Origin of the sequence: Pseudomonas sp. NFACC24-1, from assembly GCF_900115235.1 — a bacterium.
Lineage (GTDB): Bacteria > Pseudomonadota > Gammaproteobacteria > Pseudomonadales > Pseudomonadaceae > Aquipseudomonas > Aquipseudomonas fluorescens_AA.
The window spans coordinates 139,021-160,498 of sequence record NZ_FOVS01000003.1; the positions used below are offsets into that span (position 1 = coordinate 139,021).

The 21,478-nt window shown below is 61.8% G+C and carries 22 protein-coding genes; 13 read left to right on the plus strand and 9 right to left on the minus strand.

Going from position 1 to position 21,478, the window contains the following annotated elements; genetic code table 11:
• Positions 1-3 precede the first annotated feature (3 nt).
• Positions 4-504 carry a GNAT family N-acetyltransferase gene (locus tag BM317_RS04840; RefSeq protein ID WP_170842261.1) on the plus strand — a complete coding sequence of 167 codons (501 nt, stop codon included), beginning with the start codon at positions 4-6 and terminating at the stop codon, positions 502-504.
• 463 nt (positions 505-967) lie between these two features.
• Here BM317_RS04840 and BM317_RS04850 read toward each other — a convergent pair whose 3' ends face one another.
• Positions 968-1,897, minus strand: coding sequence for a DMT family transporter (locus BM317_RS04850; RefSeq protein ID WP_092473286.1), 930 nt, complete (start codon positions 1,895-1,897; stop codon positions 968-970).
• 74 nt (positions 1,898-1,971) lie between these two features.
• On the opposite strand from BM317_RS04850, the gene BM317_RS04855 reads away from it, so the two are divergent.
• The gene (locus tag BM317_RS04855) at positions 1,972-2,826 is read left to right on the plus strand and encodes a LysR family transcriptional regulator (RefSeq protein ID WP_092473288.1); all 855 of its coding nucleotides are present in this window, start codon (positions 1,972-1,974) and stop codon (positions 2,824-2,826) included.
• Between the two features lie 40 nt (positions 2,827-2,866).
• On the opposite strand, the gene BM317_RS04860 is transcribed toward BM317_RS04855, so the two are convergent.
• Positions 2,867-4,573, minus strand: a complete 1,707-nt coding sequence (locus BM317_RS04860) for an amidase (RefSeq protein WP_092165629.1) — start codon at positions 4,571-4,573, stop codon at positions 2,867-2,869.
• Positions 4,574-4,818: 245 nt separating this feature from the next.
• Between BM317_RS04860 and BM317_RS04865 the strand changes: the two genes are divergently transcribed.
• From BM317_RS04865 to BM317_RS04895, 7 genes are read left to right on the plus strand one after another with little or no spacing between them, the layout of a single operon-like run.
• Positions 4,819-5,496, plus strand: coding sequence for a thermostable hemolysin (locus BM317_RS04865; RefSeq protein WP_092473290.1), 678 nt, complete (start codon positions 4,819-4,821; stop codon positions 5,494-5,496).
• Positions 5,486-6,967, plus strand: coding sequence for an AMP-binding protein (locus tag BM317_RS04870; RefSeq protein WP_092473292.1), 1,482 nt, complete (start codon positions 5,486-5,488; stop codon positions 6,965-6,967). The genes BM317_RS04865 and BM317_RS04870 overlap by 11 nt, the downstream gene beginning before the upstream one ends.
• Positions 6,964-7,638, plus strand: a complete 675-nt coding sequence (locus tag BM317_RS04875) for an iron-containing redox enzyme family protein (RefSeq protein ID WP_092473294.1) — start codon at positions 6,964-6,966, stop codon at positions 7,636-7,638. Before BM317_RS04870 ends, BM317_RS04875 begins: the two co-directional genes overlap by 4 nt.
• Entirely contained in the window at positions 7,625-8,434 is an 810-nt protein-coding gene (locus BM317_RS04880) for an SDR family oxidoreductase (protein ID WP_092473296.1), read from the plus strand. Before BM317_RS04875 ends, BM317_RS04880 begins: the two co-directional genes overlap by 14 nt.
• Entirely contained in the window at positions 8,431-9,075 is a 645-nt protein-coding gene (locus BM317_RS04885) for a tetratricopeptide repeat protein (RefSeq protein WP_092473298.1), read from the plus strand. The genes BM317_RS04880 and BM317_RS04885 overlap by 4 nt, the downstream gene beginning before the upstream one ends.
• Positions 9,076-9,086: 11 nt before the next feature.
• Entirely contained in the window at positions 9,087-9,749 is a 663-nt protein-coding gene (locus BM317_RS04890; protein WP_092165161.1) for a response regulator, read from the plus strand.
• Complete coding sequence (locus BM317_RS04895) at positions 9,746-11,113, plus strand: sensor histidine kinase (RefSeq protein WP_092165163.1); 1,368 nt, start codon at positions 9,746-9,748, stop codon at positions 11,111-11,113. The genes BM317_RS04890 and BM317_RS04895 overlap by 4 nt, the downstream gene beginning before the upstream one ends.
• 45 nt (positions 11,114-11,158) lie before the next feature.
• Here the strand turns inward: BM317_RS04895 and BM317_RS04900 are convergent, their stop codons facing one another.
• From BM317_RS04900 to BM317_RS04930, 7 genes are all read right to left on the minus strand, one after another.
• Positions 11,159-12,250, minus strand: coding sequence for an ArsO family NAD(P)H-dependent flavin-containing monooxygenase (locus tag BM317_RS04900; protein ID WP_092473300.1), 1,092 nt, complete (start codon positions 12,248-12,250; stop codon positions 11,159-11,161).
• A 95-nt stretch (positions 12,251-12,345) separates the two neighbouring features.
• The gene (locus BM317_RS04905) at positions 12,346-12,534 is read right to left on the minus strand and encodes a YgaP family membrane protein (RefSeq protein WP_092141787.1); all 189 of its coding nucleotides are present in this window, start codon (positions 12,532-12,534) and stop codon (positions 12,346-12,348) included.
• A gap of 13 nt (positions 12,535-12,547) precedes the next feature.
• Positions 12,548-12,967 carry a DUF6691 family protein gene (locus BM317_RS04910; RefSeq protein WP_092165165.1) on the minus strand — a complete coding sequence of 140 codons (420 nt, stop codon included), beginning with the start codon at positions 12,965-12,967 and terminating at the stop codon, positions 12,548-12,550.
• A gap of 2 nt (positions 12,968-12,969) precedes the next feature.
• The gene (locus BM317_RS04915; RefSeq protein WP_092165167.1) at positions 12,970-13,404 is read right to left on the minus strand and encodes a YeeE/YedE family protein; all 435 of its coding nucleotides are present in this window, start codon (positions 13,402-13,404) and stop codon (positions 12,970-12,972) included.
• Positions 13,405-13,447: 43 nt separating this feature from the next.
• Complete coding sequence (locus BM317_RS04920) at positions 13,448-14,251, minus strand: sulfite exporter TauE/SafE family protein (protein ID WP_092165169.1); 804 nt, start codon at positions 14,249-14,251, stop codon at positions 13,448-13,450.
• A gap of 28 nt (positions 14,252-14,279) precedes the next feature.
• Positions 14,280-15,950 (minus strand): bifunctional protein tyrosine phosphatase family protein/NAD(P)/FAD-dependent oxidoreductase, encoded by a 1,671-nt coding sequence (locus BM317_RS04925; protein ID WP_092473302.1) that lies wholly within the window; start codon positions 15,948-15,950, stop codon positions 14,280-14,282.
• 43 nt (positions 15,951-15,993) lie between these two features.
• A complete protein-coding gene (locus BM317_RS04930) occupies positions 15,994-16,872 on the minus strand; it encodes an MBL fold metallo-hydrolase (protein ID WP_092165175.1) in 879 nt (292 codons plus the stop codon).
• 231 nt (positions 16,873-17,103) lie between these two features.
• Here BM317_RS04930 and BM317_RS04935 point away from each other — a divergent pair, with 231 nt between their 5' ends.
• The 4 genes from BM317_RS04935 (at position 17,104) to cydB (ending at position 21,466) form a co-directional block, all read left to right on the plus strand.
• Positions 17,104-18,426 (plus strand): sigma-54 interaction domain-containing protein, encoded by a 1,323-nt coding sequence (locus tag BM317_RS04935; RefSeq protein WP_092473304.1) that lies wholly within the window; start codon positions 17,104-17,106, stop codon positions 18,424-18,426.
• 166 nt (positions 18,427-18,592) lie between these two features.
• A complete protein-coding gene (cydP, locus tag BM317_RS30695; protein WP_014338536.1) occupies positions 18,593-18,769 on the plus strand; it encodes a cytochrome oxidase putative small subunit CydP in 177 nt (58 codons plus the stop codon).
• Positions 18,766-20,337, plus strand: coding sequence for a cytochrome ubiquinol oxidase subunit I (locus BM317_RS04940; RefSeq protein ID WP_092165179.1), 1,572 nt, complete (start codon positions 18,766-18,768; stop codon positions 20,335-20,337). The genes cydP and BM317_RS04940 overlap by 4 nt, the downstream gene beginning before the upstream one ends.
• A complete protein-coding gene (gene cydB, locus BM317_RS04945; protein WP_092165181.1) occupies positions 20,330-21,466 on the plus strand; it encodes a cytochrome d ubiquinol oxidase subunit II in 1,137 nt (378 codons plus the stop codon). The genes BM317_RS04940 and cydB overlap by 8 nt, the downstream gene beginning before the upstream one ends.
• The last annotated feature ends 12 nt before the right edge of the window (positions 21,467-21,478 follow it).

Sequence of the window (21,478 nt, forward strand, 5' to 3'; positions counted from 1 at the left end):
CCAATGACGAACCATGAAACCGATGTCGGCAGAGCCAATGAGGCCGACCTGGACGGGATCCTGGCGCTTCAGGCCGCGAATCAGATGGCCCGCGGCGGCTCGCTTTCTGCGAGCCTGCCAAGGGCCCGTGTGGCAGCGATGATGCAGGAAATGCCTTTGATTGTTGCGCGTCGAGAGGGCCGTATCAGCGGTTTCCTGATGACCACCACGCGGGAGATGAATGCCGACCTACCGATCGTACAAGCGATGTTCGCCGCTTATCATGGAGCGCCGGATGCTTATGTCTATGGTCCGATTTGCGTGGGTGAGGCGGAGCGTGGCAAGGGTTTGGCCCAGCGAATGTTCGCGGAGCTCCGGCGACTCGAGCGGGGGCGTGAAGGTATTCTTTTCATACGCAAGGACAATGAACCCTCGCTCCGTGCGCATTTGAAAATGGGTATGAAAGAAGTTGCTTCCTTTCCCTTCAATGGGTTTGATTTCGCCGTTTACTCGTACATTGGCTAGACAGGAAAAAAGCGCTCACTAGATGATAGTGCCAGTCAGTTAAGCCTCATACCCGTGAGAGCAAAGCTTGCTCGCGATTGGGGTGAGCCAGTCGGCAACCCAGTGACGGGTTTGCCGCTATCGCGAGCAAGCTTTGCTCCCACAGGTTTTGTGCCGTTTGATCCTCAACTGACTGGCATTACCCACTAGGCGCTCACCTGAGCGGCAGAAAGAGCGCGGTAATGGGTAGCGATTCAAGGGCAAGCTGAACGTCGCCATGAACTGCCGGTGAAAATGGTATTTCGAAAAAGCCGCAACGCCGCTCAAGGTGTCCAGGTCCAGGCAGCCATCAAGATGCAGGTCGATGTAATCGAGCACCTTCTGCAATGCGGGATTGGTAATGCTTTTTTGTGTCGGTCATGGTCTTTCCCAGTAAAGGCCACCAGCATGAAGCCGGCGAGCACAATGCGCTCGATCGATCTTGCTATCTTGAACGGGCTTCGGCGCCGACGACCAGCCAGATGCCGATCCCGGACACCGCCATCTCCACCACCATCTGCCAGGAAAGCGGTTCGTTGAACATGGCCCAGGCCCAGAGCATCGTAATGGGCGGGCTGAGGTACAGGACACTGGCGACGCGGGTGGCGGTTGCGCGGCGCAGGCACAACCAATAGAGGCCGTAGCCGCCCATGGTCGACAGGCCCGCGGTCCACAATACGCTCAGTGCGAAGCCTGTGCTGGGCAGCGGGGTCAGGCTGCCATGGGCGCCCTCGACCAGGGCGAAGGCCAGGCCCGACACGCAACACTGCAGCCAGAGGTTGGGCAGCAGGCCCAGCGATTGTTCGGCGGGTAAGTATTTCTGCCACAGGGTCGCGACGGCGAGCGAGAACATGCCAAGCAGCGGCAGGCCATAGGCCCACAAGGGCGCATTGCCCAACGCCAGTGCGCCCTGGGTCACCAGCATGACGCCGAGCAGGCCGATCAGCAGCCCCACCCATACCTGCCAGGCCAGTCGTTGCCGGAGTACGCCTGCGGCCAGCAGTGCCAAGCCCATCGGCAGCAGGTCGGCGACCAGCGCGGCCAGGCCCGCCGGCACACCCAGGGCAATGCCTTGGGTGATGCCGCCCAGGTAGCCCGCCATCGCCAGGAGGCCGATGCCGGCGTTCTTCAACAGCACGCTAGGCGAGGTTCGGCGTAGCGGCCTGGCGACGAAGGGAAACAGGACGAGCGTGACCACGACACACCGCCAGAAGACCACCAGCAGGGCCGGCGCATAATCGATGGAATAGCGCGCGCCGACGAATCCCGAGCTCCACGACACCAGCAATGCCGCTTCGAGTAACGGCAATGGAATCAGCCAGTACCAGGCGGGCCGGGGCAGGGAAGTGCAGGTCAGCGATTTATTCGGGTTCATGACCACAGGCTACGAAACCCGGCTAATCTAATAAATCAAAATGTAATGCATCAGTTGTTCACGAAGATTGAATCATGACGGCCATACTCGATATCGACTTGATACGTACTTTTCATGCGGTGGCACGGATCGGGAAATTCAGTGCGGCGGCGGACCAACTGCACAAAAGCCCGGCGGCGGTCAGCGTGCATATCCAGCGTTTGGAAGCGGTCGCTGGCGGGCGGTTGCTCAACCGGGACAATCAATCGGTATCCCTCACCGCGTTGGGCCAGCGTTTGCTCGTGGCGACGACGGAACTGCTGAGCACCCATGACCGGGTGCTGGCGGACCTGCACGGAACCCGTTTGGCGGGACGTATCACCTTGGGGGTGCCGGATGAGTACGCAGACCATGTGATCCGCGACATCCTCCCGACCTTCGCCGCCGCGTGGCCCAACGTGGTGCTGGAGCTCAAGACCGCGCCAAGCTATGCGCTACGCGACCTGGTGCAGCGCGGCAAGCTCCAGGCAGCGGTGGTTGCCCAGCCGAAGGGGCTGGCGAATGCAGAGGTGCAAGTGCTGGTGTCCACTACGCCGGTCTGGGTCGGGCCGGCCCACACGATGGCGGCTTCGATGGAGCCGCTGCCGCTGGCGGTGCATGCGGCGCAGTGCCCTTATCGACAAGCGATGATGGAGTCCCTCAGGCAAAGCGGGCGCAAGACCCGCATCGTCCTGGAAAGCCCCTCCAACCAGGCCATCAAGGCCTGCGTGGAGGCCGGGTTGGCGATCAGCCTGATCGACCGTGGACGGGTGACGGATGCCATGCGGATCCTCGAAGAGCTGCCGCTGATCGCGGAGCATGAGGTGGTGTTCATGCGAGCCCAGGCATCACGCGGCGATGAAGCCGTGAGCCTGCTGGCCCGTGCCATGCAGCAGTATTTCCGGCTGTAGGCATGGTGCCGGGGGCCGCTGCGCAGCCCCAAGGACCGGCTCAAGCCGACAATGGCGGTGTCCGAGGCGGGACCCGGCGCTTAGAGCCAATCGACTCGAACGCCGACGCCAGTTGCAACAGCCTCGAATCGTCATAGGCACGCCCGGCGAATGTCAGCCCGACGGGCATGCCGATGTCCGCCATGACGCCCATGGGCACGGTGACCGTGGGTACGCCCAGGTGGCGGATGGCGAGGTTGCCGTTGGCGACCCAGACCCCGTTGCTCCAGGCGATATCGGCAGATTCCGGATTGATATCCGCATCCGCCGGTCCGACGTCGGCGACGGTCGGGAAGATCACCGCGTCCAGGCCCAGCCGCTCCATCCAGTCTTCCAGGTCGATCCGGCGTGTCGCTTCAAGCCCCCTCAACCCGTCGGGCAGCGTCGGGATCTGGTCCCAGGGCGTAATGCCGCGTTGGGCCATCTTCACATACTCGTCCATGCCGGCGGCCAGATCGTCCTCCCGGTTGGGCAGGGTGCCCGGGTCGTGGGGGAAGATCTTCGGTCCGTCGACGTCGGCCAGGCGATGCAATTTCGGGTCACCGTTGGCCCGCAGGAAGTCATCGAATGCCCAGGCCGACAGGTCCCACAATTCATGGTGCAGGAATTCCTTGGAAACCAGGCCGCGGGTGAACACCGTCGGTGCGCCGGGACGGTCGCCCTCGCAGTTGGACACCAGCGGAAAATCCACCTCGATCACTTCGGCGCCACAAGCTTCCAGGGCCTGGCGGGCTTGCTCCCAAAGGTCGATCACCGAGGCACGGGTGACGATTCGCTGCCCCGTCGGGCCGCCGATGCCGGGGGCCTCGGCCGTGCCGGCTTCAGGGTCCGCGTTGATGTACATCCGTGGCACGCCGAACCGAATGCCGGCCAGCGCCCCCGGGTTTGTGGCAAGGCTCGGATACGAGGCGGGACGAACCGACTCGACGCTTGGAATCGGCACCCAGGGTTGCAACCGCCACAGGTCGCCACGGGTGTCCGGGTCTTCGGCGACCACCACGTCCAGCACCTCGAGCAGGTCGGCCATGGTCCTGGCGAAGGGCACGACGACGTCCATCGTGGGCGTCAACGGCCAATTGCCCCGCACCGAAATCACCCCACGCGACGGCGTGTAGGCACACAGGCCGTTGTTCGACGCCGGGCCGCGCCCACTCGACCAGGTTTCTTCGGCAAGGCCGAACGCCGCGAAACTGGCGGCGGTTGCCGTGCCCGCACCGTTCGAGGAGCCGGAGGCAAAGGGCGCGGTGAGGTAGTCGCCGTTGTACGGGCTTTCCGCCCGGCCATACACCCCGCGCTGCATCCCGCCATTGGCCATGGGCGGCATGTTGGTCTTGCCCAGGCAGATGGCCCCGGCGGCGCGCAGCCGTTCGATGGTGAACGCATCGCGATAAGCCACCAGGTCCTTGAACGCCGGACTTCCAGAGGCGGCGGTGAGCCCTTTGACCAGATAGCTGTCCTTGGCCGTATAGGGAATGCCGTCGAGTGGGCCGAGGGGCCGGCCACTGGCCCGACGGGCATCGGAAGCCTGCGCTTCCTTCAGCGCATCCGGGTTGCGCACCACCACTGCGTTGAGGGCCGTGGGTGTGTCGGGGCCGTCGTAGGCATCGATCCTGGCGAGGTAGGCCTGGACAAGCGCTACCGCTGTGGTCTGGCCCGATTCCAGCGCGGCGCGCAGTTGGGCAATGGAGACTTCGGTGATGTCGATCATGCAATTACCGCCGCGGTAGAAGGATGACGGGGTGTGCGGGTCCATTGACGTCGGGCCTGGCACTTCAGGTCATCTCAAGGTGGATATTTATCGGGTTTTGCCTACTGTACTACGGAAAAACAAACAAAGGCAGCCCGTGTTTGATCGGACTATTTCTCAAGCGTACGCAAACTGCCTATCTTCAGACTTCGTTAAGAAACGGCCTCGATACTTCTCCCCAATAGCCCGAGGGAGAACGTTGCGCCATGCCCGATTTTGACTGGAACATCCACTTGCCGCTGGCCTTCGGTGACGCCGGCCTGCCGGCTCGCCACTTGCACCGAGCCTTGCCGGGACAACCGCGGCGGGCTGAGTTAGAAGCGTTCATCCAACAGCGTTTTCGCCACGTCCACGGCGCCGATATTCGTCACTTCATGCCGCAGCTGTTCGGGCTCGACGATGTCCATGGCACGCTCTGCGCAGCTGCTGGCGTGCGCCGGGCCGCCCAGGGGCCGCTGTTCCTCGAACGTTATCTGGACAGCCCCATCGAGCCCTTGATCAGTGTCGCCGCCGATCGAATGGTGGACCGCGCCGGCATCGTCGAAGTTGGCAACCTGGCCGCCAGCGACACGGGCAGCGCCCGGCTGAGCATCATCGCGATCACTTATCTGTTGGCCATGGGCGGCCTGGAGTGGGTTGCGTTCACTGGCAACATCGGCCTGGTCAACAGCTTCCATCGCCTGGGCCTCAAGCCCGTGACCCTGTGCCCGGCCGATCCGCAGCGACTCGGTGAGGAGCGTCACCTCTGGGGGCGTTACTACGAGAGCCAGCCGTGGGTTCATGTCGGAAACATCCGCGCCGGTTTCATTCACCTGCGCAATACCGGCCTGTTCACTCGGCTGGGACTGTCGACGGATCTCGGGGAGACCAGCCATGTCGCCTGAGATGGAACGGTTCAAACGCACCCTGCGTGGGCATGCCGAGCGCAGGGGGCACGCTATTGCGCTGTGGGGCGACGGTGCGCAGCTCGACTACGCAACGCTTTATTCCGAAGTGGTGTACCGCCAGCAACGCCTGCGCGATGAACACATCAGCGTTGTAGCCCTGGCCCTGGACAACGGCATCGAAGCGATGCTCTGGGACCTTGCCGCGCTGTTCGAAGGGCTGGCCTGCGTCATCCTGCCCGGTTTTTTCAGCCAGGCTCAACGTCGCCACTGCCTTGAGCAGAGCCAGGCCGAGCGGGTGATTGCCGAGCCTGCGTTCGAAACGCAACTGCAAGCCGCCGGATACCAGCACAGTGGCGAGTTCTGGCGGCGGCATTTCGACGGGCCGAGTCGTCTGCCGGCAGGCACCGCCAAGCTGACCTTCACTTCCGGAACCACCGGCACGCCCAAAGGCGTCTGCCTGAGCGCCGACAGCCTGTTGCGGGTGGCCCGTGAACTGGAACAGGCCAGCCAACCGGTCGAGGCCAGGCATCACTTGGCATTGCTGCCCCTGGCGATTCTGTTGGAAAACCTTGGCTGCTACGCGGCGTTGTATGCCGGTGCCATGCTGAGCCTGCCCAGCCAGAAAACCCTCGGCATCCAGGGCGCCAGTGGGGTCGACCCGACGCGGCTGCTGGGATGCCTGGCCGAGCGTCGGGCGCAGAGCCTGATCCTGGTTCCGCAGTTGCTGTTGATGTTGGTCACGGCCGCCGAACAGAAGCTGTTCAACCCGCACATCGTGCGATTCGCCGCCGTCGGCGGGGCACGGGTCTCCCACGATTTGTTGCAACGGGCCCAGCGTGTTGGCTTGCCGGTGTTTGAAGGTTATGGGCTGTCGGAATGCGCCTCGGTGGTGTGCCTCAATCGGCCAGAGGCTCATCGTGCCGGCAGTGTCGGCCAGCCACTGCCCCATGTGGAGATCCGATTGGCCGATGATGGCGAAGTCCTGATCAAGGGCTCGACGCTGCTCGGTTATCTGGGGGAGCCTGCGCACGCCAGCGAGTGGTGGCGCAGCGGCGACCTGGGTGAGTTCGATGAAGACGGTTTCCTTTACCTGCGCGGTCGCAAGAAACACCAATTCGTCACCAGTTTCGGTCGCAACGTGAACCCCGAATGGGTTGAAGCCGAACTCACCCAGGGCGGTGACGTTGCCCAGGCCTTTGTCTATGGCGAAGCCATGCCGCACAACCATGCACTGCTCTGGCCCGCCCGGGCCGACTGCACGGATCAAACGCTGGAGCTGGCCGTGGCCAAGGCCAACGACACGCTGCCCGACTACGCGCGGGTCCATCACTGGACGCGCCTGGACCAACCCTTCAGCGCTGCCAACGGCATGCTCACCGCCAATGGCCGGCCACGCCGGGAGGCCATCGTCGAGCATTACCGCGCGCAGCTCACTTCATCTGTCTTGTCCGAGGAATCCCCATCATGAGTTTTTTTGACTCGTTGCAAGAAGCCACCCAGCAAGAGCGCCAGACCCTGTTCAATCTGCCGATCATCCGCGACGCCCTCGACGGCCAGGTCAGCCTGGCCAGTTACCGGGGCTTCCTGATCCAGGCGTATTACCACGTGCGCCATACGGTGCCGTTGATGATGGCGTGTGGGGCGCGCCTGCCAACGCACCTGGAATGGCTGCGCAAGGCCGTGTGCGAATACATCGACGAAGAGTACGGCCACGAGCAATGGGTGCTGGATGACATTGCCGTGTGCGGTGGCGATAAGGAAGCGGTGCGCAACGGCCAGCCTTCGTTACCCATCGAGCTGATGGTCAGTTACCTCTATGACTTGATCGCCCGAGGCAACCCGGTTGGCCTGTTCGGCATGGTCAATGTGCTGGAGGGTACCAGTATCGCCCTGGCGACCCATGCCGCCGACAGCATCCGCCAGCGCCTGGAACTGCCGCCCACGGCGTTCAGTTACCTCAGCTCCCATGGATCGCTCGACATCGAGCATATGCAGACCTATCGCGGCCTGATGAACCGCCTGGACGATCCGGCGGACCAGGCTGCGGTGATCCATGCCTCCAAGGTGGTGTACCGGTTGTACACCGACATGTTCCGGGGCCTGCCTCGTGACGGGGAGCCTGAACATGCGCCTGTGTGATGCGCGTGTCGTGCTGACGGGCGCCAGCGGTGGAATCGGCCAGGCCATCGCCGCTGCCCTGTGCGCCAGTGGCGCGCGGGTGCTGGCCGTGGCCAGGCATCGCGAAGCCTTGCAGTCGTTGCTGGAGCGTTATCCGCAGCACTTGAGCTGGGTCGAAGCCGACCTGACCTTTCTCGCCGACCGACGCAAAGTGCTGGTCGCCGCCGAAGCCCAGGGCGGCATCAACCTGCTGATCAATGCCGCCGGCGTGAACCACTTCGCCATGCTCGAACAACTCGACGACAGCGAGATCAACGCCATGCTGGCGCTGAACATCAGCGCGCCGATCTGCCTGACCAAAATACTGTTGCCGCTGCTCAAGCAGGCCGACAGCGCGATGGTGGTGAACGTCGGTTCGACCTACGGATCAATCGGCTACCCGGGCTACGCCAGTTACTGCGCCAGCAAGTTTGCCTTGCGCGGTTTTTCCGAAGCTTTGCGCCGGGAGTTGGCCGACACCCGTATCGGAGTGCTCTACGTGGCGCCCCGGGCCACCCGTACCTCGATGAACAGCCCGGCAGCCGACGCGCTCAACCAGGCCCTCAAGGCCAACGTCGACGACCCGCAAACCGTGGCGGCGGCGGTGATCCACGCGATTATCGGCGACCGGCGCGAGCTGTATCTGGGCTGGCCTGAACGCTTTTTCGTCGGCCTCAACAGCCTGCTTCCCAACTTGGTGGACCGTGGCCTGCGCAAGCAATTGCCACTGGTGCGCCGTCTCAGTCACAAACCCGAAAACGAGCATCTCAAGCCATGAAAAAAATCCTCGCTTGCCTGTTGATCGGCACCCTGAGCCAAAGCGTCTGGGCATTGGAGGCGGCCGACCAGCAACGTCTCAGCGACATCCAGCAGCGCTGGGCCCATATTCAATATGAATTGCCAGAAGGCCAACGCGCCGATGCGTTCGAAAAACTCGCGACCCAGGCCTCGGCATTCAAGCAGGAGCGCCAATCGGTGGCCGAAGCATGGATCTGGTCCGGCATCGTCAACAGCAGTTGGGCCGGTGCCAAGGGTGGGCTCGGTGCGCTGGGCAAGGTCAAGGACGCCAAGGGCGACCTGGAAAAAGCCCTGACCCTGGACCCCAAGGCCCTGCAAGGCTCGGCCTACACCAGTCTCGGCGCACTCTACGACCGGGTACCGGGCTGGCCCCTGGGTTTCGGCGACTCGGACAAGGCCGAGCAATTGCTCAAGCAAGCATTGCAACTCAACCCGAACGGCATCGACAGCCTGTACTTTTGGGGGGATCACCTCTACCGTCAGAAACGCTACAGCGAAGCCAAGGCAGCGCTGCAAAAAGCCTTGCAGGCAGCACCGCGGCCAGGTCGGGAAACGGCCGATGCCGGGCGCCGCAAGGAGATCGACGCGTTACTGGTGGATGTGAACAAGCAACTGAACTGACAGGAGCGCGTGTGCGTTTATTACTGATCGAAGATGACGTGGCCTTGGGGGAGGGCATCCATCAGGCCTTGAGTCGCGAAGGCTATACCGTCGACTGGGTGAAGGACGGCAGCAGCGCCTTGCATTCGCTGCTCAGTGAGACTTTCGACCTGGCGGTGCTTGACCTTGGCTTGCCACGCATGGACGGCTTGCAGGTGTTGCGGCGCTTGCGTGACAGTGGTTCCAACCTGCCGGTGCTGATCCTCACCGCCCGCGATGCCACCGAGGATCGCATCGCCGGGTTGGACGCCGGGGCTGACGACTATCTGGTCAAACCCTTCGACCTGGCGGAACTCAAGGCCCGGCTACGGGCCTTGTTGCGTCGCAGCGCCGGCCGCGCCCAGGCGTTGATCGAGCATGCCGGCATCAGCCTGAACCCTGGCACCCAGCAAGTCAGTTACCAGGGCAAGCCGGTGGCCCTGACGCCCAAGGAGTATCAGTTGCTCCATGAACTGCTCTCGCCGCCGGGCCGCGTCATGACGCGCGATCATTTGATGCAGTTGCTCTACGGTTGGAGCGAGGAGGCCGAGAGCAACACGCTGGAAGTGCATATCCATCACCTGCGCAAGAAATTCTCCACCGACCTGATCCGTACCATTCGCGGTGTCGGTTACCTGGTGGAGGAGCGCCGATGAGTTCGATCCGGCGGCGTACCCTCACGTTGATCCTAGGCCTGCTGTTCCTTGGCCTGTTGATCATCACGGTATTCAACCTGTATGACAGCAACCACGAAATCGCCGAGGTCTACGACGCCCAATTGGCGCAGAATGCCCGGCTGCTGCAGGGTGTGATGCGCATGCCGATGGCGAGCAAGGAACACGCCGAGCTGTATCAGGCGTTCAATTCGGCGTTGGGGCAGGCGGTGCCTAAAGTCGACGGTCATCCCTATGAAAGCAAGATCGCTTTCCAGGTCTGGAACTCACAAGGTTCGGTGCTGGTTCATACCACCAGCGCACCGTCGTTCACCTCACCCCCGATTGCGCCCGGTTTCAGCGAGATCGTGGACCAGAAGAACCGTAAGTGGCGGGCGTTCGTCCTGGACGACGCGCAGTACGGGTTGAAGATCTGGGTGGGCGAGCGTGACGACGTGCGTGCCGACTTGGTCGACCGCATTGTTCGTCACACCGTCGTGCCCAACCTGATCGGCAGCGTGGTGCTAGCGGCCGTGATCTGGCTGGCCATCGGCTGGGGGCTCAAGCCCCTGGTCGATATGGCGGCGAAGTTGCGCGCCAGGCATCCCGGCTCCCTGGAACCCTTGCAAATGATGCCGCTCCCTACGGAGCTTGAGCCCATGCAGGCGGCACTCAACCGTGTATTGGCGCAGATCCAGGAAGTGATGGGCCGTGAGCGGCGTTTCATCGCCGACGCCGCCCATGAAATGCGTACACCCTTGGCCGTACTGCGGGTGCATGCACAGAACCTGATGGAGGCGGGGAGCGAGCAAAGCCGTCGCGAGTCCCTGGAACACCTGATTGCCGGGGTCGACCGCACCACGCGCCTGGTTAACCAATTGCTCACCATGGCGCGGCTTGAACCGCAGGCAGGCGTTCCGACGCCGGCGGTCATCGACCTGGCCGCCACGGTTCGGGCGAGCCTGGTGCAACTGACCCCCTGGTTGTTGAGCAAAGGGCTGGAGCCGGTGCTGGATGTCAGCGATGACATCGGTCCGGTTCGAATCGACCCGGTGGCTATCGACATCGCCTTGAACAACCTGGTGACCAACGCGGCCAATTTTTCTCCGGCCAACGGCACGATCACCGTACGCCTGGCCAGGAAGGGTGATCACTACGAACTGTCTGTCGAAGACCAGGGGCCGGGTATCGACGAGGCTGAGCGTGAGCGGCTCTTCGAGCGGTTCTACAGCCGCGGCAATGACCAAGGGGCAGGGTTGGGGCTGACGATTGTACGCACCATCGCGGATCGACTGGGAGGGCACATACGCTTGGAGAATCGTACTGAGGGGGGGCTGTGCGCGACCATGGAAATAGGACGCTTCTAAGCGATTACCCGGTGCCATAACCGCTGGCCGGCCCCGTACGGTGCTTCAAGCAGGCGCATCGGTCGTAGATTGTCCGGCGAGAAAGGCGACTATCTCGTCGACCGTGCTGCGTGCGGTGCGTGTAACGCCGATCAGGGTGGCGGAAGCCGATCCCGTCCACTCGCCGTAGCCGACCAGCCATAGCCTGGGCTCTTGTATCGAGTGAGTGCCCTCGACCTCCACGCGACCTTCGTGGTTGAGCACTCCCAGCGCATCCAGGTGCTGCAGGGCGGGCCTGAATCCGGTGCACCAGATCACCACGTCCACGGCTGATTCGCGGCCGTCGGCCCAGATCACACCGTTGCGAGTAAAGCGCTCGAAAGGCCTGACGGCCTGAAGGACGTTGCGTTCACGGGCCTCGATTACCGGCGCTACCATGACGATGTCACCCAACCCTCCCACGGGTTGGTCGATGACGCGACCTTCCTGCTGGGCCTTCCAGCGTTCGGTGGCACGCTCGAACAACACGCGCCCATCCACTGCGTCGGGAAGGAATAGCGGCTCGATGGGCGTGACCCAAGTGGTCTCGGCGATTTTCGATACCTCGGCCAGAATCTGCGCGCCTGAATTGCCACCGCCTACAACCAGGACCTTCTTGCCAGCGAACGGGGATGCCTCGACATAGTCCGCCGAATGCAATTGCTGCCCAGCGAACAAGGCTGCATCAGGGTAACGAGGGATGTAGGGGTTGCTCCAGGTGCCCGTTGCGCTGACCACGACCCGGGCGTCCCAGTGCTTCTCGGGGGTGTGTACCCGCAAACCCGTTGCTGTGCGTTCCACACGGGTGACCTGTACCGGTCGCACCACGGGAAATCGATAGCGCTGTTCATACTGCGTGAGGTAGTCGACCACATGGTCTCGCGACGGATAGCCATCCTGTGAGGGGGGCATCATCCAGCCGGGGATCGAACTCCATGTAGCCGGGGAAAAGAGTCGCAGCGAGTTCCAGCCATGCCGCCAGGCACCACCGGGTTCTTCCTGGGCGTCGAGGATGACGAACGAGAGAGGCGTACGCCGCAGGAAATAGGCCACCGCCAAGGCCGCTTGGCCGCCACCGATGATGATTACGTCAAATGTCTCGGGCTGTGAGCAGGGCATGGCGGCGAATCCTTCGGTTGAGGGAGCCCGTTGCAAGGCTCCAAGAGGGGCTTGCAACGTCAATGGCCGCTCCAGGAGAAAGGCCGTTGTACGCTTCAGCAACGTTTGCAGGTCTTGATGCCCAATAACGAATAGAGCGGACAGAAGCGAAAGATACCCGTGGCCAGTGGCACCAGGCCAATCCAGCCCCAGGCGCCGATCGAGCCCGTCAGGGCCAGAATTATAAGGACAAGCCCCACGGCAATGCGTGCGCCCCGGTCAATGGTTCCAATGTTGGCTTTCATGGCAATCTCCTGATCAATGGACGCGCCGGGTTTCCAGCGCGGTGAACAACCACATGCCCGCCAACATGGCCAGCATGAACACAATGGCTTGCCAGTGTCCGGTCAGCAGGATGGCCACGGCGGGGCCGGGGCAGATGCCGGCGATGCCCCAGCCGATACCGAACACCAGGCTGCCACCGATCAGGCGTGGGTCCAGTTCTCGCTTGACCGGCAACTGCATGGGGCTGCCCAGCAGCGAATGAGTCTGTTGGCGCGCCCAGGCCAGCGGGACGATGGCGGTGCCAATCGCCCCGATCATCACCAGTGCCAGGGACGGATCCCAGGCGCCGGCCAGGTCCAGGAAACCCAATACTTTTTCCGGGTTGGCCATGCCTGCCAGGAGCAGCCCGAAGCCAAAGAGCAGGCCAGCGATGAATGCCGTCAGTTTGCGCATGTTCAAACCCCTATCACGTGACGCAGGACAAATACCGTGGTGAAACCGCTGAGCATGAAACACGCCGTGGCGACCATCGAGCGCGGTGACAGGCGCGACAGGCCGCACACGCCATGGCCACTGGTGCAGCCCGAACCGTAACGAGTGCCGACACCCACCAACAGGCCCGCGACAGTGAGGCCGAACCAGCCGGCCTGGAACTCGATCGGCGGCAAGGTGGCAAACACGCCCCATACCAGCGGCGCGACGAGCAGGCCCAGGAGAAACAGGGCCTTTTCGCCCACCCCTTCGCTGCCTCGCTGCAGCAGGCTGCCGATCAGCCCGCTGATGCCGGCGATCCGGCCGTTGGCGACCACGAACAGGCCGGCCGCCAAGCCAATCAACATGCCGCCGGCCAGGGATGACCACGGCGTAAAGTTGAGCCAGTCGAGATTCATCAGCGTTCTCCAATGCACAATCGTTGATATTCCACTAGGCGATTCAACCCAGGGCTTTTACCAGGAGCGCGGCCGCTACCAGCGTCGACACAAGGGCGAAGCCTCTTTGCAGATAGGGTTCCGGCAACCTGGCAGCGACCAGGCGTCCGCCGAGCATGCCGACGATGGCCCCCATGGAAAAGGGAAGTGCTATTGGCCATTGCAGGTGGCCTGTCGCCGAGCTCGTCAGCACCCCTGACAGGGAAACCAAAGCGATAACGGTCAGCGATGTGGCGAGCACCGATTGCGTGGTCAAATTGGTGTATCGCTGCAGCGCCGGAACCATGACGAAACCGCCGCCCACACCGAGCAGCCCGGAAAGCACCCCGGCAATCATGCCCGACGCCGTAAGCGCCCACGCGCAAGGGCCGGTCCAGTTCAACTTGCCGCGATTTTCGTCCAGGACACAGGGCGGCGGTTTACGTGTTTCGAATGCATTTGCCCTGACATGAGAGGGCAATGTTTTTTGCAATGCACGGAACGCCACATACATCAGCAACAAGGCAAACAGGATCGTCAGCGGACGGTTGGGCGTGCGCTGGGCCAACCAAAGGCCCAGCGGCGAGCAGATGACCCCCGCACTGGCCGTCAACAGCGCCGCCTTGTAGCGCACGATGCCGTTGCGCAGGCCCATCACGGCGCCCAGGGTGGCGGCCAGGCCCACCGCCAGCAAACCAATGGGCCCGGCTTCGGCCATGCTCAAGCCCACGCCAAAAACCAGGAACGGGACGGCGAGTATGCCGCCGCCGGCTCCGGTCAGGGCCAGGATCACGCCCACCGCAAAGCCCAGTACCAGGACTGCAATCATCTCGGTCTCCTGGAGTAGAGGTTCGACTTCATAGGTCCGCCAGTTCAGGTTTCGCCAGCCACTCACGGCCCTTGAGCATGGCTTTCCAATACAGCGGCGGAAGAATTCGCTCTTTAAGTAGCCAGGCGAGTCTCGAAGGCCGAGTCCCGTCGATCAGCCAGGACGGGAAGCTGGGGGCAAGCTTGCCACCGTAGGTGAATTCAGCAAGCACGACCTTGCCTCGTTCCACGGTCAGCGGGCAAGAACCGTAGCCGTCGTAATGGGCGCTGCCCTTGGCCTTGCCCATGGCCGCCAGCACATTATGGGCGACCACGGGCGCCTGTTTGCGCGCCGCCGCTGCGGTTTTTGCGTTGCTGGTATTGGTGGCATCGCCCAGTGCGTGAATATTCGCCCAGGTTTTATGCCGCAAACTGTCGGGATCGACATCGATCCAGCCCGCCCCATCGGCCAGAGGGCTTACGCGGATAAAATCCGGCGCGACCTGAGGGGGCACCACATGCAGCAGATCGAAGTCGTGCGTCACCAGGTGAGTACTGCCATCGGCCTTGACGCAGCTGAAGGTCGCCGTTTGTGCCGGTCCATCGACAGAAGTCAGCGTACTGCCGAAATTCAGGTCGATCCCATAGGCGCGGACGTACTCCATCAAGGCCGGCACGTAGTCGGGAACACCGAACAGGACAGCCCCGGCGCTGCAGAAGTCGATCTCGATATCGCCGAGTACGCCTTGGCGTTTCCAGTGGTCGGCGCACAGGTACATCGCTTTTTGAGGGGCTCCGGCGCATTTGATCGGCATGGGGGGCTGCGTGAAAATGGCCCGGCCACTGCGCAGTTGCTGCACCTGTTCCCAGGTGTAGGGGGCCAGGTGGTACAGATAGTTCGAGGTGACGCCGTTGCGCCCCAGTGTTTGCGGTAAGCCTTCAATGGCATGCCAGTCCAGTTTCAGGCCCGGGCAGACGATCAACTGCTCGTAGCGGACCACGCGGCACCCATCGAGAATAATGGCGTCGTTTTCAGGTTCGAAAGCCGCGACAGCCGCTTTGATCCAATGCACGCCCCGGGGAATGGTCGCACCCATCGTGTGGGCGGTTTGTTGTGCCTCGAACACGCCACCGCCGACGAGGGTCCAGCCGGGCTGGTAATAATGCACATCCGCAGGATCGATGATGGCAATGTCCAGGCCTGGCTCGCGGGCCAACAGGCTCGAGGCTGTGGCGATGCCCGCCGCGCCGCCGCCGACAATCACCACGGCATGTCGGGCCTCGGCCACGCCAACAGGCGTGCGTCCCTCGTTGGCAATTCTGCGAATGACGCCTTTCATGTCGAAACCGGCTTTCCTGGCGGCTTCGACAATTTGCGGCAAGGGCTGCTGGCCGGCCTGGGACAGCGCCCACATCGTCGTCGAGCGCATGCCGGAGCGGCAGTACGCCAACACTGGCTTGGGCAAGGACTCGAGCAATTTGCCGAAGGCAACGCCTTGCTCATCGGTCACCTTGCCGGACTCTGCGGCAAGGTAGTGCGCTTCGATGCCCATGGCTTGTGCCGCGCGTTTGATGTCGGCAAACAAAGGTTGATCGCTGCTTTCTCCATCAGGGCGGTTACAGATGATGGCGCGATAGCCGCTGTTTTTGATCTCACTCAATTGTTCGGGATGAATCTGCCCTGAAATCGAGAGGCCGGACGCAAGGTGGCGGATGTCCATGACTGTCTCCGTGATGACTGTTTTTCTTATGGGGAGGGTGTTGTCAGAGCCGATTGAGCGGGATTTTCAGGTAGTGCGTGCCGTTCGATTCCGGCTCCGGGAAATGCCCGGCCCGCATGTTGACCTGGACCGATGGGAGGATGAGCGTCGGCATGTCCAGGGAGGCATCGCGCTGGGTGCGCATCGCTACGAATGCTTGTTCACTGATGCCGTTACGGACGTGGACATTGTCGGCACGTTGCTCGGCGACGGTGCTGGAGAATTGCACTTCGCGGCCACCTGGTTGGTAATCGTGACAGGTGTAGAGAAGAGTGTTGGCCGGCAGGCTCAGGACCTTGTTGATGGATCGGAACAAGGTATGCGCGTTGCCACCGGGGAAATCACACCGTGCGGTACCGTAGTCGGGCATGAACAAGGTGTCGCCAACGAATGCCGCCGTTTCCTGGCCGTCGCTGATGACATACGTCATGCAGGCGGGGGTGTGGCCCGGTGTATGGAGCGCACGGCATTGCAGCGTTCCGACAGTGAACGACTCGTCATTGACGAACAGATGGTCGAACTGACTGCCATCGCGGGGCATCTTCCCAGCGGTGTTGAACAGCGTGCCAAAGACTTCCTGCACGGCGGTAATCTGGCTGCCGATCCCTATCGTGCCGCCGAGCTTTTCCTTCAGGTACGGGGCGGCGGTGAGGTGGTCGGCATGGACGTGGGTTTCAAGAATCCATTGGACCTTCGCCCCCAACTCGATCACCCGGGTCATCAGCTTGTCGGCCGAGGTGGTTGTGGTACGGCCTGATTTGGGATCGTAATCAAGGACGCTGTCGATCAACGCGCACTGGCGAGTCGCTTCGTCCAGCACCAGATAGCTGACAGTGTGGGTCTCAGGATCGAAAAATCCTTCGACGTACGGTTTTACGGTCATGAACGGTCTCCTTCGGGGCTCTCATCGAACCGCTTGAAGAACAGACAGAGCAATAATGCTGCCAGGTGGATGCTGGGTCGTTTTATAAGTCTAACCTTGTGATTTTATTGATTTAACTTCATGAGTTCCGCGAGGACGCGGGCCGATGTCCAGACAATTAAACTGCCATTGGCAGTGTTTGTTGGCATAGTGGCAGTGCCACCTGTGCTGGATGAATTCACTGGAGCCGCGATGACACACCGCCTGCCGTCTACCCAAGACCCGCTTCCACGTACAGACCAGGTGCAGTCCCTGGTCTCGTTTCTGGAGCATGAGCCCCAGCCGATGATCGTCCTCGATCCTGATTACAACATCCTGGCGGCGAACACGGCTTACCTGCGTCAGTTCGGCAGCGCCGACAAGCCGTTCATTGGCCATAAGTGTTATCGGGTTTCCCACCACTACGATGTGCCTTGTGACCAGGCCGGCGAGAACTGCCCGATGAAAAAGGCCAGGGAGATGCGCAGTCCGGATCGGGTCTTGCACATCCACCACACACCGCGCGGGCCGGAACACGTCGATGTGGAATTGCGTCCGATCCTGAATGAGCACGGCGTCATCACCGCTTATGTGGAGCGCCTTACCCAGGTGCGGAGCGCATCGGCACGGCCCAGTAATGAGGGGCTGGTGGGCAGTTCACCGGCCTTTAATCAGGCGCTGTTGGAACTGCAGCGGGTAGCGCCCTCGATGTTGCCGGTGCTGTTGCTGGGAGAGTCCGGCACAGGCAAGGAGCTGTTTGCCCGCGCCGTCCATGAAACCAGTGAGCGGGCCGCCGGGCCTTTTGTCGTGGTGGATTGCTCCGGCTTGACCGAAACGTTGTTCGAGAGCGAGCTGTTCGGCCACGAAAAGGGGGCATTTACCGGCGCCACCACGCGCAAGGTGGGCCTGGTGGAGACGGCCCAGGGCGGTACGCTGTTTCTCGATGAGATAGGCGACGTTCCCCTGGCCATGCAGGTGAAACTGTTGCGACTGATCGAGTCTGGAACCTATCGCCGTGTTGGCAGTGTAGAAACCCAGCACGCCGATTTCAGGCTGGTGGCCGCGACCCATAAGCCCTTGGAAAAGATGGTGGAGAGGGGCGAGTTCAGGCAGGACTTGTACTACCGCATCAGCGTTTTCCCTATCCATTTACCGCCCTTGCGGCATCGCCTTGAAGACATCGGCTTGCTGGTGGATTCATTCCTGCAACGTTCCGGGATCGGTAAGCGTCGGCTGACCATCGATCCCGAAGCGCTGATGCAATTGCAGCGGTTTTCCTGGCCGGGCAATATCCGCGAGCTGCGCAATGTCCTGGAAAGAGCTGCGCTGTTTGCCGACGACGGTGTCATTCACGCCTTGCATCTGCCCGCGCCCCCCTTGGCCTTGTCCGCCTCAGTCTTGACGCCTGCCCGTGATAGCAGGGACCTGGAACAGTTGGTGGCCACTTTCAAAGGCACCCGCAGCGAACTGGCCAGGCACCTGGGCGTGAGTGAGCGCACGTTATACAGGCGGTTGAAGGAGCAGGGCCTGGCCTGAGCCCTATAAAGCCTCGACTGCCAACCACTGCCAGCCCTTGGCAGTTTGGCAGGTTTTACTCCCTCCAAACCAAGCGATGAGCTTCGGTGTCTGTCGCTAACTCATTGCTTTATAAGAATAAAAAATATATCAGGGCGTTGGCATGCGCCGTGCTACAGCATGTCCCATGACTATTTCCGATAAACGATTGCGTCGCCATCTGCTCACAGCCGTGCTGATCAAACTGGTCGTGCTGACGGTGCTGTGGTGGCTGTTCATCAAGGATTCGCGCGTCAGCGTCGACTCGAACACCATCAGTGACAGGTTCGGCGTACCCACCTCGGCTCAAGGGGCAAGCAAGTGATCTCAGAACAACTGGTGGATCTGTCACGGCTGCAATTCGCAGCCACAGCGCTGTACCACTTTCTATTTGTACCGCTCACCGTGGGGATGGTGTGGCTGCTGGTCATCATGGAAAGCGTCTACGTGATGACAGGCAATGTCATCTGGAAAGACATGACTCGCTTCTGGGGCAAATTGTTCGGTATCAACTTCGCGTTGGGCGTGACCACCGGCATCACCTTGGAGTTTCAGTTCGGCACCAACTGGGCGTATTACTCGCACTACGTCGGGGACATCTTCGGGGCCCCGCTGGCCATCGAGGGGCTGATGGCGTTCTTCCTTGAGTCGACCATGATCGGCTTGTTCTTCTTCGGTTGGGATCGCCTGAAGAAAGAACATCATTTGCTGGTCACGTTGTTGATGGCCATCGGTACCAACCTGTCGGCGCTGTGGATTCTGATCGCCAATGGCTGGATGCAGAACCCGGTGGGCTCGGAATTCAGTTACATCACCATGCGCATGGAGATGGTGGATTTCTGGGCCGTGGTCTTCAACCCGGTGGCGCAGGCCAAGTTTGTCCACACGGTGTCTGCCGGTTATGTCACCGGCTCGATGTTTGTGTTGTCGATTTCCAGTTGGTACTTGCTCAAGGGGCGTGATGTCGAGTTCGCCAAGCGCAGCTTTCGGGTGGCGGCCGCCTTCGGCCTGGCCTCTGTGCTGAGCGTCATCGTACTGGGGGATGAGTCGGGTTATACGGTGGGCGAGGCGCAGCAAACCAAGCTGGCGGCCATGGAGGCCATGTGGGAAACCAAACCCGCACCGGCGGGCCTGACGCTGGTGGCCAGCATCAATGAAGCCGAGTCCAGGAATAACTGGGCGTTCGATGTGCCGTGGGTGATGGGCTTGATCGGCACGCGCTCGGTCAGCAAGCAGATCCCAGGGATTCATGACATCAAAGCGAAAAACCGCGCGCGCATTCTGCGGGGCATTACCGCCGTCAATGCGCTTGAAGCGCTGCGCGCCGATCGCACCGATAAGACCGCGTTCGATACCTTCGAAGCGTACAAGGCCGATCTGGGCTTTGGCCTGCTGCTTAAAAAGTACGTCGAGGATGTCAACCAGGCCACGCCGGCCATCATCGACAAGGCTGTGAACGATACCGTACCGCGGGTGACCCCGATGTTCTGGGGGTTCCGGATCATGGTCGGCCTGGGCTTTGCCATGCTCGTGCTTTTCGGGCTGGCCTTCTGGAGCACCTTGAAATCCAGCGGCGCACATCATCGCGGGCTGCTGCGCTGGGCGCTCTGGATGCTGCCTGCGCCATGGCTTGCCTGCGAACTGGGCTGGTTCGTCGCCGAGTACGGCCGCCAACCCTGGACCATCTACGGTGTGTTGCCGACCCACATGAGCGTTTCCACCCTCAGCGTCGATAACCTGTATGGCTCTCTGGCTGGGTTCGTCGTTTTCTACACGGTGCTGCTGGCGGTGGAAATGTTCCTGATGGTCAAGTTCGCCCGCCAGGGCCCCGGCAGCCTCGGTACAGGTCGTTATGTCCACGACGCCAAGTTGAAGGAGCTTCACCATGCTTGATTACTTCACGCTCAAGATTATCTGGTGGGCGCTGGTCGGCGTCTTGCTCATAGGTTTCGCCATCATGGATGGCCACGACATGGGCGTCGGCTCACTGCTGCCGTTTGTCGGTCGCAACGACATGGAACGTCGCGTCGTGATCAACACCGTGGGCCCGCACTGGGATGGCAATCAGGTCTGGTTCATTACGGCCGGCGGCGCCTTGTTCGCCGCATGGCCGGTGGTCTATGCCACTGCATTCAGCGGATTCTACTGGGCGATGATCCTGGTGCTCTGGGCGTTGTTCTTCCGTCCGGTGGGTTTCGACTACCGCAGCAAAATCCACAATCCGACATGGCGCAGTACCTGGGATTGGGGGCTTTTCGTGGGTGGGGCCGTGCCGCCGCTGGTGTTCGGCATCGCGTTTGGCAACTTGTTGCAGGGCGTACCGTTTCACTTCAATCAATACCTGGTGTCAACGTACACCGGCAGCTTCTGGCAGTTGCTCAACCCTTTCGCGCTGCTGACCGGTGTGGTCAGCAGCGCCATGATTACGCTGCAGGGGGGCACGTACCTGGCCCATCGTACGGAGGGCAGTATTCAGTCCCGGGCGATAAAAGGCGCGGTGGGCGCTGCGATCGTGCTGGTGTGTTCGTTTGTGGTAGCGGGTGTCTGGTTGCAATGGATCGAGGGCTATCGCATCACGTCGCTCGTCGATACCGCCGGGTTGCCTGACATTCTCGGCAAGTCGGTCGTGAGGGAGTCGGGGGCCTGGATGGCCAACTATGGTCGCTATCCTTGGCTGTGGCTGCTGCCCGTGCTTGGACTGGCCGGCGCAGCCGGTGCGGCGCTGTTGCTGATGAGGCGCCGTACCCTTTGCGCGTTCGTTGCGTCATCGCTTGCGGTGGTCGGTGTCATCGCTACGGCAGGGGTATCGATGTTCCCCTTTGTCATGCCGTCGTCATCGATGCCAGCGGCCAGTCTGACCGTGTGGGACAGTGTTTCCAGTCACTTGAGCCTGGCCATCATGTTCTGGGCCACGTTGTTCTTCATGCCGTTGATCGTGATCTATACCGGTTGGGCGTATCGCGTCATGCGCGGCAAGGTCACGGCCACCCAGATCAACGCCAACGAGCATTCGGCGTACTAGTGTCGACAGAGG